Source organism: Geodermatophilus sp. SYSU D01105 (assembly GCF_054050095.1).
In genome coordinates, this window is sequence record NZ_JBJGYR010000037.1 from 22271 (window position 1) to 39304 (window position 17034).

14 protein-coding genes and 1 tRNA gene are annotated in these 17034 nt (G+C 75.0%); all 15 read left to right on the top strand.

Translation table 11 applies throughout. The features are described from left to right. The first annotated feature begins 16 nt into the window (after window positions 1–16). Window positions 17–922, top strand: coding sequence for a TatD family hydrolase (locus tag ACI79I_RS23385; RefSeq protein WP_456994798.1), 906 nt, complete (start codon window positions 17–19; stop codon window positions 920–922). A 52-nt stretch (window positions 923–974) separates the two neighbouring features. Then, window positions 975–1814 (top strand): hypothetical protein, encoded by an 840-nt coding sequence (locus ACI79I_RS23390; protein WP_456994800.1) that lies wholly within the window; start codon window positions 975–977, stop codon window positions 1812–1814. Window positions 1815–2287: 473 nt separating this feature from the next. Beyond that, the gene (locus ACI79I_RS23395; RefSeq protein ID WP_456994802.1) at window positions 2288–3379 is read left to right on the top strand and encodes a ubiquitin-like domain-containing protein; all 1092 of its coding nucleotides are present in this window, start codon (window positions 2288–2290) and stop codon (window positions 3377–3379) included. A gap of 68 nt (window positions 3380–3447) precedes the next feature. Next, window positions 3448–4242 carry a 16S rRNA (adenine(1518)-N(6)/adenine(1519)-N(6))-dimethyltransferase RsmA gene (rsmA, locus tag ACI79I_RS23400; RefSeq protein WP_456994822.1) on the top strand — a complete coding sequence of 265 codons (795 nt, stop codon included), beginning with the start codon at window positions 3448–3450 and terminating at the stop codon, window positions 4240–4242. Then, window positions 4239–5198 carry a 4-(cytidine 5'-diphospho)-2-C-methyl-D-erythritol kinase gene (locus ACI79I_RS23405; RefSeq protein WP_456994804.1) on the top strand — a complete coding sequence of 320 codons (960 nt, stop codon included), beginning with the start codon at window positions 4239–4241 and terminating at the stop codon, window positions 5196–5198. Before rsmA ends, ACI79I_RS23405 begins: the two co-directional genes overlap by 4 nt. A gap of 123 nt (window positions 5199–5321) precedes the next feature. Beyond that, window positions 5322–5394, top strand: a tRNA-Gln gene (locus ACI79I_RS23410). A 35-nt stretch (window positions 5395–5429) separates the two neighbouring features. After that, complete coding sequence (glmU, locus tag ACI79I_RS23415; RefSeq protein ID WP_456994806.1) at window positions 5430–6908, top strand: bifunctional UDP-N-acetylglucosamine diphosphorylase/glucosamine-1-phosphate N-acetyltransferase GlmU; 1479 nt, start codon at window positions 5430–5432, stop codon at window positions 6906–6908. A 49-nt stretch (window positions 6909–6957) separates the two neighbouring features. Next, entirely contained in the window at window positions 6958–7938 is a 981-nt protein-coding gene (locus tag ACI79I_RS23420; protein ID WP_456994808.1) for a ribose-phosphate diphosphokinase, read from the top strand. A gap of 308 nt (window positions 7939–8246) precedes the next feature. Continuing rightward, on the top strand, window positions 8247–8939 hold the full coding sequence (locus ACI79I_RS23425; RefSeq protein WP_456994810.1) for a 50S ribosomal protein L25/general stress protein Ctc: 693 nt from the start codon (window positions 8247–8249) through the stop codon (window positions 8937–8939). A gap of 86 nt (window positions 8940–9025) precedes the next feature. Then, a complete protein-coding gene (pth, locus tag ACI79I_RS23430; protein ID WP_456994824.1) occupies window positions 9026–9583 on the top strand; it encodes an aminoacyl-tRNA hydrolase in 558 nt (185 codons plus the stop codon). Window positions 9584–9792: 209 nt separating this feature from the next. Then, entirely contained in the window at window positions 9793–11277 is a 1485-nt protein-coding gene (locus ACI79I_RS23435; protein ID WP_456994812.1) for a sugar transferase, read from the top strand. A 314-nt stretch (window positions 11278–11591) separates the two neighbouring features. After that, on the top strand, window positions 11592–12845 hold the full coding sequence (locus ACI79I_RS23440; protein WP_456994814.1) for a DUF1972 domain-containing protein: 1254 nt from the start codon (window positions 11592–11594) through the stop codon (window positions 12843–12845). Beyond that, window positions 12842–13603 (top strand): CDP-alcohol phosphatidyltransferase family protein, encoded by a 762-nt coding sequence (locus ACI79I_RS23445; RefSeq protein ID WP_456994816.1) that lies wholly within the window; start codon window positions 12842–12844, stop codon window positions 13601–13603. The genes ACI79I_RS23440 and ACI79I_RS23445 overlap by 4 nt, the downstream gene beginning before the upstream one ends. Beyond that, window positions 13600–14271, top strand: coding sequence for a hypothetical protein (locus ACI79I_RS23450; protein WP_456994818.1), 672 nt, complete (start codon window positions 13600–13602; stop codon window positions 14269–14271). The genes ACI79I_RS23445 and ACI79I_RS23450 overlap by 4 nt, the downstream gene beginning before the upstream one ends. 237 nt (window positions 14272–14508) lie before the next feature. Continuing rightward, window positions 14509–17034, top strand: a 2526-nt coding sequence (locus ACI79I_RS23455; protein WP_456994820.1) for a LamG-like jellyroll fold domain-containing protein, incomplete at its 3' end; no start/stop codon positions are given.

A 17034-nucleotide genomic window follows, 5' to 3' on the forward strand; every position in this document is an offset into this window, starting at 1 on the left:
CCGGCGGGACGGCGCGGTGAGCCGGTCGGCCAGCGCCCGCGCCAACCGGCGCGGCGAGCCGCCGCCGTCCCCGGAGCCGCTGCCCGCACCGGCGGTCGACAGCCACACCCACCTCGACATCGTCCTGGGCGAGCGGCCGGCCGACGGGCACGGCGAGTGGGCCACCGTGGAGCAGGTGGACGCCGAGATCGCGGCGGCCGCCGCGGTCGGCATCCCCCGGTTGGTGCAGGTCGGTGTGGACGTCGGCTCCTCGCGGTGGTCGGCCGAGCTCGCCGCGCGCCACCCCAACGTGCTCGCGGCCGTGGCCGTCCACCCGAACGAGGCTGGCGCGGGCGCGGCGACCGAGGAGGCCCTGGCCGAGATCGACCGGCTGGCGGCGCTGCCGCGGGTGCGCGCCGTGGGGGAGACCGGGCTGGACCGCTTCCGCACCGGGCCGGAGGGCTGGGCGGCGCAGGAGGCGTCGTTCCGGGCGCACATCCGGATCGCCAAGGAGCGCGACGTCGCCCTGGTCATCCACGACCGCGACGCGCACGAGGAGATCCTCCGCGTGCTCGAGGACGAGGGCGCCCCGGAGCGCACCGTCTTCCACTGCTTCTCCGGTGACGCCGCCTTCGCCGAGGCCTGCGTGCGGCGGGGCTACGTGCTCTCCTTCGCCGGCACGCTCACCTTCGGCAACGCCGGCTACCTGCGCGAGGCGGCGGCGCTCACCCCGCTCGACCAGCTGCTGGTGGAGACCGACTCCCCGTTCCTCACCCCGATGCCGCACCGTGGCCGGCCCAACGCCTCGCGGCTGGTGCCCCTGACCGTCCGCGCGCTGGCCGAGGTCACCGGGGTGGACCTGCCGCGGTTGTGCACCGCGCTGACCACCACCGCCGAGCGCGTGTTCGGCCGGTGGGAGGAGGACCCGCCCGCCGGCCGCTGAGCGCCGTGAGCACCGCCCTCCCCCTCCCGGGAGAAGCGTGGACACTGATGGCGTGGGCCGCCTCATCGCCGTCGTGCTGTTCATCGCCGTGCTGGTCCCCGGGGTCCTGCTCGCCCGTGCCTGGGCGCTGGCCGCCGGCCGTCGCGCCGTCGCCGGCGCCGCCGTCGACTTCGCCACACCCACGCCGGAGGGGGCCGCGACCCTGCAACGCCAGGCCCAGCACGGCCGCCGCGTCCGCGCCCTGGGCTGGCTGCTCGGCCTCGTCGGCGTCGGCGTGAGCATCGTGCTGTTCGCCGAGGCGTCGGTCTTCCTGTGGGCGCCGGCGCTGGTCATCGGCCTGCTCGTCGGCGTCGTGCTCGCCGAGGTGACCCGCCCGCGGCCCCGCTGGCGGGTCAGCTCCCCGGCGCGGCGACCGCGGCGCTCCGAGCAGATCTCCCCGGCGCTGGTCTGGACGATGCGGCTGGTGGTCGCCGCCGAGGTGCTCGCCACGGTGCTGATGTGGCGGCAGGACAGCCTGCCCGCCTCCGTGGGCTGGGTGGCGCTGGTCGTCCCGCTGCTGACCTGGCTCCTGGCCGAGGTGGCGCTGCTGCGGACGATCGTCCGCCCGCTGCCGGCCGAGGGCGCCGACGTCCCGGTCGACGAGGCGCTGCGCACCTGGACCGCGCACCTGGTCACCGCCGCGGCCAGCGTGCTGGCCCTGCTGCCGCTCGGCACGCTGCTCCTGGCCGCCGGCATCGACCTGGGCGACCGGGTCACCGAGGGCGTCGACCTGCTCCCGGTGGCGCTCGTCGCGGGTGGCTTCGCCGGGCTCGCCGCGGGACTCGCGGTCGCCGTCTTCCTGATCACCTGGCTGCGGCCGGTGCGCTCCCGGGACCGCGCCCTCACCGGCTGAGGGGGTGACGAGGTCGGCCCCCGGCCGACACCGCGGCTGCGCACCGTCCCCCGGCCGCGCCGAGCCCTCGCCCGTGTCCCGGTCGGGGCCGCTGCGGGCCCCGCGACCGGTCGACCCCGCAGCCACGTGCCGTCCCCGGCCCGAGCGGGCGCCGCTCGCTGCCCCGGGGAGGGGGGCACCACACTGTGGCGTTGCTCACCGCAGGCGCCTCGCGCGGCGCAGCCGTCACACCCGCCTCACGCGGCACGTCGCTGACCGTGCGTGTCGGCGTGCCCACATGTCGTCAGGTCGACGCTCTGCTTGACTGCTCTCGCCCCGTCGCAGACGGGCACCAGTCGTTATCGTGTCGTGACCAGCCGGGGTGGGGACCGACCCGGGCGGCGTCGGACCGACCGGGAGCTCCCCTCCTGGTGGGCGGCCGTCCGGGGTGCGGGACGGCCCTCTGCCCGGGTTCCGTGACCCCTGGAAGTGTCGTGCCCCGATCGCTGAAGCTCGTCCTCTCCGCCCTCGTCCTGCTCGGACTGGTGGGCGGGTCCCTGGCCTTCTACGCCGCCCAGAAGTCCCTGACGCTGACCGTCGACGGGCAGGCGCGCGAGGTCAGCACCTACGCCGACACCGTCGGTGAGGTGCTGGAGGAGGAGGGGCTGCAGACCCAGGCGCACGACGTCGTCCTCCCCGACGCCGGGGCGACCGTGGCCGACGGCGACACCGTCGTCGTCAACCGGGCCCGGCCCCTGCAGCTGACCGTGGACGGCGTCCAGAGCGAGGTCTACGTGACCGCGCTGTCGGTCGACCAGGCGCTCGACCAGCTCGGCTACCGCGCCGAGGACCTCCAGGTCTCCGCCAGCCGCAGCGAGCGCCTCCCGCTCGACGGCATGGCGCTGGAGATCACCACGCCCAAGGACGTCACGCTCGTCGTCGACGGCCAGCAGCGGGTGGTGACCACCACCGCGGCGACCGCCGGCGACCTCCTCGCCGAGCAGGGCGTCACCCTCGCCGAGACCGACCGCACCAGCGTCTACCCCGACCAGGCGCTGCTGGACCGGATGCGCGTGCAGGTCTTCCGCGTCCAGGTCGCCGAGGTCACCGAGACCGCGGCCATCCCGCACGGGACGGTCGAGACCGAGGACGCCGAGGCCTACGAGGACGACCGCACCGTCACCCGGCCGGGCGTGGACGGCGAGCAGGCCACGACCTTCCGTGTCACCGTCACCGACGGCGTCGAGACCGCCCGCGAGCAGCTGGCCACGACCGTGACCCGGGAACCGGTCGACGAGTTGGTCACGGTCGGGACCAAGGAGCGCCCCGCCGCGCCGGCGGTCGCCGGCGGCAGTGTCTGGGACCAGCTCGCCAAGTGCGAGGCGGGTGGCAACTGGGCCATCAACACCGGCAACGGCTACTACGGCGGCCTGCAGTTCTCGCTCAGCACGTGGCGGGCCAACGGCGGCACCGGCATGCCGCACGAGGCCAGCCGGGAGGAGCAGATCGCCGTCGGTGAGCGCGTCCAGGCCTCGCAGGGCTGGGGCGCCTGGCCGGCCTGCACCCGCAAGCTCGGCCTCCGCTGAGCACTCCCGACGACACCGACGGGCTGCTGGGCCCGGCCGCGATCCGCGACCTGGCCCAGCAGCTCGACCTGCGTCCCACCAAGACGCTCGGGCAGAACTTCCTGCACGACGCCAACACCATCCGGCGGATCGTCCGCACCGCCGAGCTCACCCCCGAGGACGTCGTCCTGGAGGTCGGGCCGGGGCTCGGGTCGCTGACCCTCGGGCTGCTCCCGGTGGCCGCGCACGTGACCGCGGTGGAGATCGACCCGCGCCTGGCCGCCCGGCTGCCCCGGACGGTGGCCGAGCGGTTGCCCGCGCTGGCCGACCGGCTGACCGTCGTCGAGGCCGACGCGCTGCGGGTGAGCGAGCTGCCCGGCCCGCCTCCCACGGCGCTGGTGGCCAACCTGCCGTACAACGTGGCGGTGCCCGTCCTGCTGCACCTCCTGGACCTGCTGCCCACGCTGCGCCGCGCCCTCGTGCTCGTGCAGGCCGAGGTCGCCGAGCGGCTGGCGGCCGGCCCGGGGACGGCCGCCTACGGTGTGCCGTCGGTCAAGGCAGCCTGGTACGGCGACGTGCGCCGCGCGGGCAACGTCGGCCGCCGGGTGTTCTGGCCGGAGCCCAACGTCGACTCAGGGCTGGTCTCCCTGGTGCGCCGGCCACCCCCACCGGGGGACCGGGCCGCGACCTTCGCCGTCGTCGACGCCGCCTTCGGCATGCGCCGCAAGGGGCTGCGCGCGGCGCTGGCGCGCTGGGCCGGGAGCCCCGCGGCCGCCGAGGCCCGGCTGCGCGCGGCGGGCATCGACCCGGCGACCCGCGGCGAGCAGCTGTCGGTCACCGACTTCGCCCGGCTGGCCGCGACCGACCCGGGGGAGCCGGCATGAGCTGGTCCTCACCGGGCGGTCCGAGCCGGCTGGCCGGCGGTGGCGCCGTCGTCGCGCGAGCGCCGGCGAAGGTCAACGTGCACCTCGGGGTGGGCCCGCTGCGCCTCGACGGCTTCCACGAGCTGCGCACCGTCTACCTCGCCGTCTCGCTGTTCGACACGGTGACGGTGCGGCCCGGGAACGGGCTGACCGTGACCGTGACCGGGGAGGGGACGGCCGGGGCCGACGCGGTACCGACCGACCGCCGCAACCTCGTGTGGCGCGCCGCCGAGCTGCTGGCCGAGCGCGCCGGGGTGCCCGCCGACGCCACCATCGCGATCGACAAGTCGATCCCGGCCGCCGCCGGGCTCGCCGGGGGCAGCGCGGATGCCGCGGCGGCGCTGGTCGCCCTCGACGCGCTGTGGGGCACGCACGCCACCCGCGGGGAGCTCGCCACGCTCGCCGCCCAGCTGGGCAGCGACGTGCCGTTCAGCCTGCACGGCGGGGTGGCGCTCGGCTCGGGGCACGGGGAGCAGCTCTCCCCGGTGCTGGCCCGGCAGCGCTGGGACTGGGTGCTCGGGATCGCCGGCGAGGGGTTGTCGACCCCCGCCGTCTACGCCGAGCTCGACCGGCTGCGCGCCGAGGGGCGGGTGCCGGACGGCGAGGTCCTCGACCCGGTGGAGCCGGTCATCTCGGCCCTGCGCAGCGGGCCGGTGACGACGCTGGCCGCCGCGCTCGCCAACGACCTGCAGCCGGCCGCGCTGTCGATGCGGCCGGAGCTGCGGCGGGCCCTGCGGGCGGCCACCGACGCCGGCGCGGCGGGGGCGATCGTCAGCGGGTCGGGGCCGACGATCGCCGCGCTCAGCGAGGACGAGGAGGCCGCGGTGCGGCTGGCCGCCGTCCTGGCCGGTGAGGGCGTCTACCGCACCGTGCGCGCCGTGCACGGCCCGGTGCCCGGGGCCCGGCTGGTGGGCTGAGTGTCGCCCGGTCGGGTGGGCGTCGGCGTGCGGGCGGCCGGTGCCCGTCCGGAGGAGGCACCCTAGGCTCCTGGGGGACGCCGACCGGTGTCCGCGCCGCCGTGGCACCGGTGACGCCCGCAGTGGGGGATGGGGTAATCGGCAGCCCGCCGGCCTTTGGAGCCGGGAAGTCTCGGTTCGAGTCCGAGTCCCCCAGCAACGCCGCCCCGAGCCCGAGGCACGAGGAGACCCGTGACCGTTCCACCCGCCCCGACCGTCGCCGCCGTCGTCGTCCTCGCCGCCGGCCAGGGCACCCGGATGAAGTCCGCCACCCCCAAGGTGCTGCACACCCTCTGCGGGCGCAGCATGCTGGGGCACGTGCTGGCCGCGGCCGAGCCGCTGTCGGCCGGGCACACCGTCGTGGTCGTCGGCGCCGGCCGGGAGCAGGTCGAGGAGCACCTGGCCGCGGTCGCGCCCGACGCGCGCCCGGTGTTCCAGGCCGAGCAGCGGGGGTCCGGGCACGCCGCCGCCGTCGCGCTGGACGCCGTCCCGGAGGTCGACGGCCCGGTGCTCATCGTCAACGGCGACGCGCCGCTGCTGCGGCCGGAGACGGTCGCCGCGCTGGTCGACGAGCACCGCGCCGCGGGCAACGTGCTGACCGTCCTCACCGCCGTGGTCGACGAGCCCACCGGCCTCGGCCGGATCGTGCGGGACGCCGACGGCGCGGTGACCGCGATCGTGGAGGAGCGCGACGCCACCGAGGAGCAGCGCGCGATCCGGGAGATCAACGCCGGCGTCTACGTGGGCGACGCCGCGGCCCTCCGCCGGACCCTCGCCGGGCTGGGAGAGGACAACGACCAGGGTGAGCAGTACCTCACCGACGTCCTGGGGCTGCTCGTCGCCGAGGGCGCCCGCGTCGGCGGGGCCCCCGCCGAGGACCCGGTCGACGTCCTCGGCTGCAACGACCGCCGCGAGCTCGCCGCCCGCCGGCGCACCCTCAACGACCGGTTGCTCGACGAGCTGATGCGCTCCGGCGTCACCGTCGTCGACCCGGCGACCACCTGGGTCGACGTCACCGTCACCGTCGAGGCCGACGCGGTGCTCGAGCCGGGCGTGCAGCTGCAGGGCGCGACGACGGTCGCGACCGGGGCGGTCGTCGGCCCGGACACCACGCTGCGGGACACCGCGGTGGGGGAGGGCGCCAGCGTCGTGCGCTCGCACGTCCTCGGGGCGGTCGTCGGCCCGGAGGCCACGGTCGGGCCGTTCAGCTACCTGCGGCCGGGTACGCGGCTGGCCGCGGGGGCGAAGGTCGGGGCGTTCGTCGAGACCAAGAACGTCACGGTGGGCGAGGACTCCAAGGTGCCGCACCTGTCCTACGTGGGCGACGCCACCATCGGGCGCGGCGCGAACATCGGGGCGGCGACCGTGTTCGTCAACTACGACGGCGTCGCCAAGCACCACACCACCGTCGGCGACCACGTCCGCATCGGCTCCGACACGATGCTCGTGGCGCCGGTCACCGTGGGCGACGGCGCCTACACCGCGGCCGGGTCGGTGATCACCCAGGACGTCCCGCCGGGGGCGATGGCCGTCGCGCGGGGCCGCCAGCGGAATGTGGGAGGCTGGGTGCAGCGGCGGCGTCCGGGGACGGCCGCGGCGAAGGCCGCCGAGGCGGCCGGGGATGCAGGGGCCGGGTCAGCGCCCGACACTGGGACGACGGGGTCCGAGTAGCGCGGCGAACGGCGACGAACTTCGACGATCACCAGGGGTAGCAGAGCCGATGAGCGCCATCCGGCAGACACCGAGCAAGAGCCTGATGCTGTTCTCCGGCCGGGCCTATCCGGAACTGACCGACGAGATCGCCGGGCACCTCGGGGTGACCCCGACGCCCACGGCGGCCTACGAGTTCGCCAACGGCGAGCTGTTCGTCCGCTTCGAGGAGTCGGTACGTGGCTGTGACGCCTTCGTGGTGCAGAGCCACACGGCGCCGATCAACACCTGGCTCATGGAGCAGCTGATCATGGTGGACGCCCTCAAGCGGGCGTCGGCCAAGCGGATCACCGTGGTCGCCCCCTTCTTCCCCTACGCCCGTCAGGACAAGAAGCACCGCGGACGCGAGCCCATCTCCGCCCGCCTGGTCGCCGACATGTTCAAGACCGCCGGCGCCGACCGGCTGATGACCGTCGACCTGCACACGGCGCAGATCCAGGGCTTCTTCGACGGCCCGGTCGACCACCTGTTCGCCCTCGACCTGCTGGTGTCGCACGTCTGCGACCGGTGGGGCGACCGGGACATCACCGTCGTCTCACCGGACTCCGGCCGCGTGCGGGTCGCCGAGCGCTGGACCGACAAGCTCGGCGGCGTCCCGCTGGCCTTCATCCACAAGACCCGCGACCCGATGCGCCCCAACGAGGTCGTCGCCAACCGCGTCGTCGGTGAGGTCGAGGGCCGCGTCTGCATCCTGGTCGACGACATGATCGACACCGGCGGCACCATCGTGAAGGCCGCCGAGACGCTGTTCGACGCCGGTGCGGCCGACGTCATCGTCACCGCGACCCACGGCGTCCTGTCCGGGCCCGCGGTCGACCGGCTGAAGAACAGCCGGGTCAGCGAGGTCATCGTGACCAACACGCTGCCCATCGAGCCGGCCCGCCAGTTCGACAAGCTGACCGTGCTCTCCATCGCCCCGCTGCTGGCCCGGGCGATCAAGGAGGTCTTCGAGGACGGCTCGGTGACGAGCCTCTTCGACGGCGCCAGCTGAGCACATCGCGGTCCTCCGGACCGCACCGCGGCCAGGTGCCGTCCCCCTGCTGTGCTGAGCCGGACGGCGACGCGGCGACGAGAGCCGCGGTGTGGCCGCCGGACCCGCGCTGTACCGCGGCTCCGGCGACCACACGGCGAGGTCGGTGGCCCGGGACGGCGGGCTCGGGAGCTGGGGTACCCTGGGCGAGTTGCCCGGCGAGGGAGACGGTCCGCCGTACTCCGTGATCGACGTGCGTGTGCCCTGCGAGGTGTGCCGCGCCGTGTGCCGGCTCCAGACCTGATCCACCTCCCGAGGAGCACACCACCGTGGCTGACTTCCGCCTCGTCGCCGAGGCCCGCACCGAGTTCGGCAAGGGCAGCGCCCGCCGCACCCGCCGGGCCGGCCGCATCCCCGCCGTCCTCTACGGGCACGGCCAGGACGTCGTGCACCTGTCCCTGCCGGCCCGCGAGTTCGCCGCGGCGCTGCGCAACGGCGGCACCAACGCCCTGCTCACCGTGGTCCTCGACGGCAAGGAGCAGCTGGCCCTCACCAAGTCCGTCCAGCGCGACCCGCTGACCCGCGTCCACGAGCACGTCGACCTGCTGCTGGTCAACCGCGGCGAGCGGACCACCGTCGACGTCCCGATCGTCGTCGTCGGTGAGCCCGGGGTCGACGCGATCACCAACCACCAGCTGAACACCGTCTCCCTCGAGGCGGATGCCACGAACCTGCCCGAGACGATCGAGGTCGACGTCACCGGGCACACGGCCGGGCAGAACATCACCGCGGGCGACCTGGTGCTGCCCGCTGGCGTGACCCTCGTGACCGACGCGGAGGCGCTCGTCATCGGCTTCCTCGGTGCGCCCTCCGCTGAGGCCCTCGAGGCCGAGCTCGAGTCCGCCGAGGCCGAGGCCGGCATCGAGCGCGAGGAGTCCGCGGCGCCGGTCGAGGAGGCCACCTCCGAGATCGAGGGCGCCGTCCCGGCCGACGCCGGCGAGAACACCGGCGTCCAGCCCTGAGCACCGCGTCCGGGGACCCCGGGGGCGCCGGCACCGCCGGCGCCCCCGGGGCGTCTCCGTCCGAGGGGCCCTTCCTCGTCGTCGGGCTGGGCAACCCCGGCCCCTCCTATGCCGGCAACCGGCACAACGTCGGCGCGATGGTGCTCGACGAGCTCGCCGCCCGCGCCGGGGTGAAGCTCTCCCCGGGCAAGGGCAAGCGGGCGCGGACGCTGATCGGCGAGGGTCGCCTGGCCGGCCGCCGCGTCGTGCTGGCCCGTCCGACCAGCTACATGAACGAGTCCGGTGGCCCCGTCCGTGGCCTGCTGGACTACCACTCCATCCCGGCCACCGACCTCGTGGTGCTGCACGACGAGCTCGACATCCCCTTCGCCAGCGTGCGGCTCAAGCGCGGCGGCGGCGAGGGCGGGCACAACGGGCTGCGGTCGATCACCCGGTCCACCGGCACCAAGGACTACCTGCGGGTGCGCGTCGGCATCGGCCGCCCGCCCGGCCGGCAGGACCCCGCCGACTTCGTCCTCAAGGACTTCTCCACCACCGAGCGCAAGGAGCTCGACCTGCTCCTCGCCGAGGCGGCCGACGCGACCGAGGAGCTCCTGGTCCGCGGCCTCGAGGCGGCGCAGAACGTCGTCCACCCCCGCAGCTGACCCCGGCACCCCATCCGGTGACGCGGTCACCGTGCGTGCTCCCGATCGGGTGAATGGTCACGCTCCGCATTGACCTCCCCGTGACGCCCTGTGATGGTGGCCAGGTCGCCGAGCGTCGCGACGGGGGAGAAGTCCTGGTGACACGGGCAGTCCTTCCCCCGCACGCGTGACCGTCGGCTACACACCGTCACGCGTGCTCGGGGGGAACCGTGCTGCTCGACCACTCCAGGATCCGTCTCGGGACGGCGTCGCGGCCGGCGGCCGTCGATGCCGCGCCACGGATCCGGCCACGCGCCGGGGCCCCGGCCTGGGCGGACCGGTACTCCCTCGCGCTGACGGTCTTCGAGGTCGTCGCCGCCGCGGTGGCCGGCGGAGCGGTCCTCGCCACGCACGCGGGTGCCTTCTCGCCCGCGACGTCGATGTTCTGGGCCGCGCTCGCCCTCGTCGTCGCCTGGCCGGTGCTCCTGCAGGCCACCGGCGCGCACTCGGAGCGGGTGTTCGGCACCGGCAGTGACGAGTACCGCGCCGTCGGCAAGGCCGGCTTCGTGCTCCTCGCCGTCGCGGGCTTCGTGTCCTACGCCGCAGCCCTCGACCTCAGCCGGGCGCTGGTCGTCGTCGCCGTCCCGGCGCTCACCCTGGCCACCCTCCTGGGCCGCTGGGCCGCGCGCGGCACCCTGCGCAGCCTGCGCGCCCGCGGCCGGTGCACCAAGCGCGTGGTCGTCGTCGGCCGCGGGTCCGCCGTCCTCGACCTCGTGGGCCAGGTGCGGCGGGAGCAGTTCGCCGGCATGGACGTCGTCGCCGCCTGCGTCACCCCCGACGACCGGGCCCGCGTGGCCGAGACCTCCGGCGTCCCCGTCGGCGGGCTGGACGAGGTCGTCGCCCTCGCCGGCCGGCTCGGCGCGGACACCATCGCGGTCACCTCGGCCAGCGAGACCGCCGCCCAGTACCTCCGGCAGCTGTCGTGGCAGCTCGAGGGCACCGGCATCGAGCTGCTCGTCGCCCCGGGGCTGATCGAGGTCGCCGGGCCGCGCCTGCACATCCGGCCGCTGGAGGGGCTGCCGCTGCTCTCGGTCGAGCAGCCGCGGTTCGAGGGCTGGCGCCGGGTGGTCAAGGGCGGCCTGGACCGTGTCGCCGCCGCGTGCGCGGTGGTCCTCATCGCCCCGGTGCTGCTCGCCATCGCCGTCGCGATCAAGCTGACCAGCCCCGGTCCGGTCCTCTACCGCCAGGAGCGGGTGGGCGTGAACGGCCGGTCGTTCACCATGCTCAAGTTCCGCAGCATGGTCGTCGACGCCGACCGCCAGGTGGACGCGCTGCGGGCGGAGAACATCTCCGACGGCCTGCTGTTCAAGATGCGGGTCGACCCGCGCGTCACCCCGGTGGGCCGGCTGCTGCGCCGGCTGTCGCTCGACGAGCTGCCCCAGCTGTTCAACGTCCTGGGCGGTTCCATGTCCCTGGTCGGCCCGCGCCCGCCGCTGCCCGGCGAGGTGGCCCGCTACGACACCTCGGTGCACCGCCGGCTCCTGGTGAAGCCCGGCCTGACCGGCCTGTGGCAGGTGTCCGGCCGCAGCGACCTCCCGTGGGAGGAGGCCGTCCGCCTGGACCTCCGCTACGTCGAGAACTGGTCCCTGGCGATGGACCTGCTCATCCTCGCCAAGACGTTGCGCGCCGTCCTCAGCCGTTCCGGCGCCTACTAGAAGGACCTCCCTGCCCCCCACCGCTCGCCCGCTCGCGGCGGGGCCCTGCAGGGAGGCCGCCCAGCCCGCCCACCGCTCGCCCGCTCGCGGCGGGGCCCTGCAGGGAGGCCGCCCTGCCCGCCCACCGCTCGCCCGCTCGCGGCGGGGCCCTGCAGGCAGGCCGCCGCCCTCCTCCCGGGTGACTCGTGGGGGTGAGGGCGTCCGCTCTGCACTCCCGTCGGCGGCCCGAGCCGACGAACCTCACTGGGAGCGACGGCACCAGTGCGTCCTGCACGCCGTGCCGCCTCGCTCGGACGCCGAGGAACGGAGAACCCGTGGACCGCTTGAGCATCGCCCTCGTGGGCACGCGCGGTGTCCCCGCGCGCTACGGGGGCTTCGAGACCGCCGTGGAGGAGGTCGGCCGCCGCCTGGCCGAGCGCGGGCACCGGGTCGTCGTCTACTGCCGGACCACCCCCGGCGCCGAGCAGGCCCCGCCGGCCGAGCACCTGGGCATGGAGCTGGTGCACCTGCCCGCCGCGCGGAAGCGCTCGCTGGAGACGCTGAGCCACACCGCCCTGTCGGTGCGGCACCTGCTCACCCACCGCACCGACGCCGCGATCGTCTTCAACGCGGCCAACTCCCCGCTCCTGCCGGCGCTGCGCGCCGCCCGGATCCCGGTCGCCACGCACGTGGACGGGCTGGAGTGGAAGCGCGCGAAGTGGGGCCCGGTCGGCCGCCGCTACTACCGGGTGGCCGAGGCGCTCGCCGTCCGCTGGTCCGACGCGCTCATCGCCGACGCCCAGGGCATCGCCGACTACTACCGTGACGCCTTCGCCGCCCCCACCACGCTGCTCAGCTACGGGGCGCCGCTCATCGAGCCCGGCTGCGGCCGGCTCGCCGAGGTCGGCCTCGAGCCGCGCGGCTACCACCTGGCGGTCGCCCGCTTCGAGCCGGAGAACCACGTCGACGTGATCGTCGAGGGCTACGCCGCCAGCGCCGCCCGCGAGCCGCTGGTCGTCGTCGGGTCCGCCCCGTACGCCGACGAGTACACCCGCCGCGTGCACGCGCTCGCCGACGGCCGGGTGCGCTTCCTCGGCGGGGTCTGGGACCAGGAGCTGCTCGACCAGCTCTACGCCAACTGCTGCACCTACCTGCACGGTCACTCGGTGGGGGGCACCAACCCCTCGCTGCTGCGCGCCATCGGCGCCGGCGCTGCGGTCACCGCCTTCGACGTCGACTTCAACCGCGAGGTCGTCGGCGACACCGGCCGCTTCTTCCGCACCCCTGCCGACGTCGCCCGCGAGGTCGAGGCCGTGGAGGCCGACCCGGAGGGGACGGCGCGCGCCGGCCAGCGGGCCCGCGAGCTGGCCCGCGGCTACGACTGGGACGAGGTCGCCGCCGGGTACGAGGAGCTGGCCCGCGCGCTGGCCGCCCGCCGCTTTCCCCGGCGCCGGCCCTCCGGGCGGCGCCGCGCGACCGCCGCCGACCTCCCCGTGCCGGTCAGCCGTCCGCAACCGGCCGGCGCCGCGACGCTGCCCCGGCCGGCTGCCGCCCCGGCGGCCGAGGACCTCCTGGCGGGCCAGCAGTGACCGCGACCGCCGAACGCCCGGCCTCCCCGGCGGGGGAGAGCCTGCGCGCAACCGTCGCCCGGCTGTCGGCCGCGCAGAAGGGAGCCGCGGGCGCGCCCGCGTACTCCCGGTTCGTCAACCGCAAGCTCGGCCGGGTGTTCGCCGCGCTGGCCTTCCACGCCGGGCTCACCCCGAACGCGGTCACCGGCATCAGCGCCGCGTTCACCGCCACCGGGATCGCGCTGCTCGCCCTCGTCCCGCCGTCCTGGGCGACCGGTGCCGCCGTCACGGCCTGCCTGCTGATCGGGTACGCGCTCGACTCGGCGGACGGGCAGCTGGCCCGCCTGCGCGGCGGTGGTTCCCCGGCGGGGGAGTGGCTCGACCACATGGTGGACGCGGTCAAGCTGCTGAGCCTCCACCTCGCCGTGCTGGTCGGGCTCTCCCGGTCCGAGGTCGTCGAGAACGGCGCGCTGCTGCTCGTCCCGATCGGCTACTGCATCGCCGACGGCGCCCTCTTCTTCGCGATGATGCTCAACGAGGCGCTGCGTGCCCAGCACGGCGTCGCGACGCGCGCCCAGCCCTCCGGCGCCGGCCCGGGGCTGCGGCGGTCGCTGGTGAACCTGCCGACCGACTACGGGGTGCTCTGCCTGGCCTTCCTGCTGCTCGGGGCGCCGACGGCGTTCCTGGCCGGGTACGGCGTGCTGCTCCTCGCCACGGTGGCGCACCTGGGGATCGGATCGGTCAAGTGGTATCGAGAGATGGGCAGGTTGCCGCGATGAGTTCCCCTGACGACAGCCGGCCGGTGCCGTCGCGCCGGCGCGAGGTGATCGGCGGCGCGCTGGCGGCGCTGGTCATGCTGGCCGTGGTCGTCCTCGGCCTGGCGCTGCGCGGGGGCGACGGGGGAGGCGGGGACGTGGCGGCCGCCGGGGCGGCGACGTCGGCTCCCGCCAGCAGCTCCGCCGCGCCGCCGCCCGCGACGTCTCCGGAACAGCCCGCGCAGGGGACGCCGGAGCAGGCCCCGACGACCGGCGACTCCTCCCAGCTGCCGCCCGCCCTCCCGGCCGTCGCCTTCGACCAGGAGGCCTCCGGCGAGGACGGCGTCCGCGCCCAGGTGGTGTCGCTCGACGCGATCGACGGCACCGCACAGGGCCCGGGCAACATCGCCGGCCCCGCGCTGCGCGCCACCGTGCGCCTGGTCAACGAGACCAGCGAGCCCCTGGCGCTGGACCTCGTGGCCGTCAACCTCACGCACGGCGCGGACGGCACGCCGGCCCCGCCGCTGCAGGACGCCTCGCGGGCGCCGTTCACCGGCACCCTGGCACCGGGGGACAGCGCCGAGGGCGTGTACGTCTTCACCGTGCCCGAGGGCGCCCGTGACGTGGTGACCCTCACCGTCGGCTATCGGGCCGACGCCCCGTTCCTGGTCTTCACCGGATCGGCCGGCTGACGCTCCCCGACCCCCAGCTCCACCCCGCAGGGCCCCGGCGACCGCCGGGGCCCTGCGCGCGTTCCGGCCCCACCAACTCTCACCCAGAGTGATGAACGACGGAGGGTGATCGGCGCCGACCAGGCCTTCGTCACCGGATCAGGGGATGCCGGACCCCTTCTCGTCACGCTTAGTGTTCGCCCGCTGGTCCGTGGAGACCGGCGATTGTCGTTGTTTCGACGAGCGGGGGAACATCGCATGTCTTCACTGTTGGCCACCTGGGGGAAGTCCCTCATCGGTGGCCTGCTCAGCCTCCTGCTGGGGGTCGGGGTGATCGCCCCGCCGTCGGCGGCGGCCGACACCGCGCCACTGGACCCGGCCAACCCGGCCACCCCGGCGACCGTGACCGCCGACCCGCTGCCGACCGTGCAGATCAACGGTGTCGCGTGGTCGCAGGTCGTCGTCGGCACCACCGTCTACGTGGCGGGCAGCTTCGACCGGGCCCGCCCGGCCGGCGCCGCGCCCGGCACGCAGGAGGTGGTGCGCAACAACCTGCTGGCCTACGACATCCGCACCGGCGAGCTCATCCCCTCCTTCGCGCCCAGCCTCAACGCCCAGGCGCTGGTCGTGACCGCCTCGCCCGACGGGTCGCGCATCTACGTGGGTGGCGACTTCACCCAGGCCGACGGCCAGGCCCGCTCCCACATCGCCGCGTACAGCACGGCCACCGGGCAGCTGGTCAGCGACTTCCGCCCCGCGTTCAACAGCCAGGTCACGACCCTGGCGGCGACCACCAACCGGGTGTACGCCGGCGGCTGGTTCACCGCCGTCGGCTCGACGGCCCGCCGCAACCTGGCCGCCGTCGCCGCCTCCAATGGCGCCCTGGTGTCGTGGGCGCCCGTCCCCGGCCCGGGTAACGTCACGTCGCCTGCCACGTCGGTCACGGCCCTCACGGTCACCAACAACGGCACCCAGGTGGTCGTCGGTGGGCGCTTCGGCACCCTCAACGGCGTCGCCTCCGTCGGCATCGGCGCGCTGGACGCCACCAGCGGGGCGACCAGGTCGTTCGCGATCGGCCGGATGCTCACCAACCAGGGCACCGGCTCGGCCGTCTACAGCCTCACCAACGACGGCACCCACGTCTACGGCACGGCGTACAACTTCCAGAGCCAGGGGAACCTCGAGGGCTCGTTCAAGGTCACGGCGAACGGCGGCCAGCTGGTGTGGGCCAACGACTGCCGCGGCGACACCTACTCGAGCTTCGTGTCCCGCGGCGTGCTGTACCAGGCCACGCACGCGCACAACTGCGATCAGATCGGGAGCTTCCCGGAGCAGAACCCGCGGGTGAACCAGTTCGCCACCGCGCTCACCCTGGCCGCGACCGGGACGGTCGGCACCCGGACCATGAACAACGCCAACTTCGCCGGCAAGCCCGCGCCCACCGTGCTGCCCTGGTTCCCGACCTTCTACTCGGGCAGCTACACCGGTCAGTTCCAGGCCGGCTGGAGCGTCAGCGGCAACAACGACTACGTCGTCTACGGCGGTGAGTTCCCCGGCGTGAACGGCAGCGAGCAGCAGGGCCTGGTCCGGTTCGCCGTCCCGGCCCTGGCGCCGAACAAGGTGGCACCGCGCGCGACCGGGACCTTCGCCCCGACCGTCAGCCTGGTCACCGGCGCCGTCCGCGTGTCGTGGAAGGCCGTGCACGACCGCGACAACGAGAACCTCACCTACCGGGTGTACCGGGACGACGAGGACTCCGCCCCGGTCTGCGAGGTCACCCGGCCGTCGCAGTGGTGGAACCTGCCCACCTACGCCTGCTCGGACACCGGCGCCCCCGCGGGCTCGCACCGCTACCTCGTGGTGGCCAGCGACCCGGCCAGCAACGAGCTGGCCTCCACCTGGGCCACCGCCACCGTGGGCGCCGCCAACAGCAGCCCGTCGGGGGCCTACGGCACCCGGGTCGGCGCCGACGGCGCCACCGCGCACTGGTCGCTCGGTGAGACGTCCGGTTCGACGGCCCACGACCGGGTCGGGATGCAGGACATGACCATCAACGCGGGCGTCACCCGCAACCAGGCCGGCGCCATCGCCGACGGTGGGAAGGCGTTCTCCTTCAACGGCACCTCGACCGGGTTCCTGTCCACCACGACCGCGGTCCCCGGCCCGCAGACCTTCTCGGTCGAGGCGTGGTTCCAGACCACGTCGAAGGCCGGGGGGAAGATCATCGGGTTCGGAAACCGCGCGACCGGCACCAGCACCGGGCACGACCGCGAGGTGTTCATGGACACCGCCGGCCGAATCGGATTCGGTGTCTACCTCGATGCCCAGCGCATCGTGCGCAGCACCGCCGCCTACAACGACGGGCGCTGGCACCACGTCGTCGGCACCGTGGGTCCCGACGGGCTGTCGCTGTACGTGGACGGCGTCCTGATCGGCAGCCGCGCCGACGGCAACGGTGGTCAGCGGTTCAACGGCTACTGGCGAGTCGGTGGCGACACGATGTGGAGTGGCAACGGCAGCAACTGGTTCGCCGGCCGCATCGACGAGGTCGCGGTCTACCCGCGGGCGCTGTCCGCCGGGCAGGTGAGCCAGCACCACACCGTCGGCAGGGGCGTCAACTCCGCCCCCACGGCGTCGTTCACCTCCAGTGCTGCGGGCCTGGTGGTGTCGGTGGACGGGTCGGCCTCGGCCGACGCCGATGGCCGGGTGGCCTCCTACGCGTGGGAGTTCGGGGACGGCGGGACCGGCACCGGTGCCACCGCGTCGCACACCTACGCCGCGGCC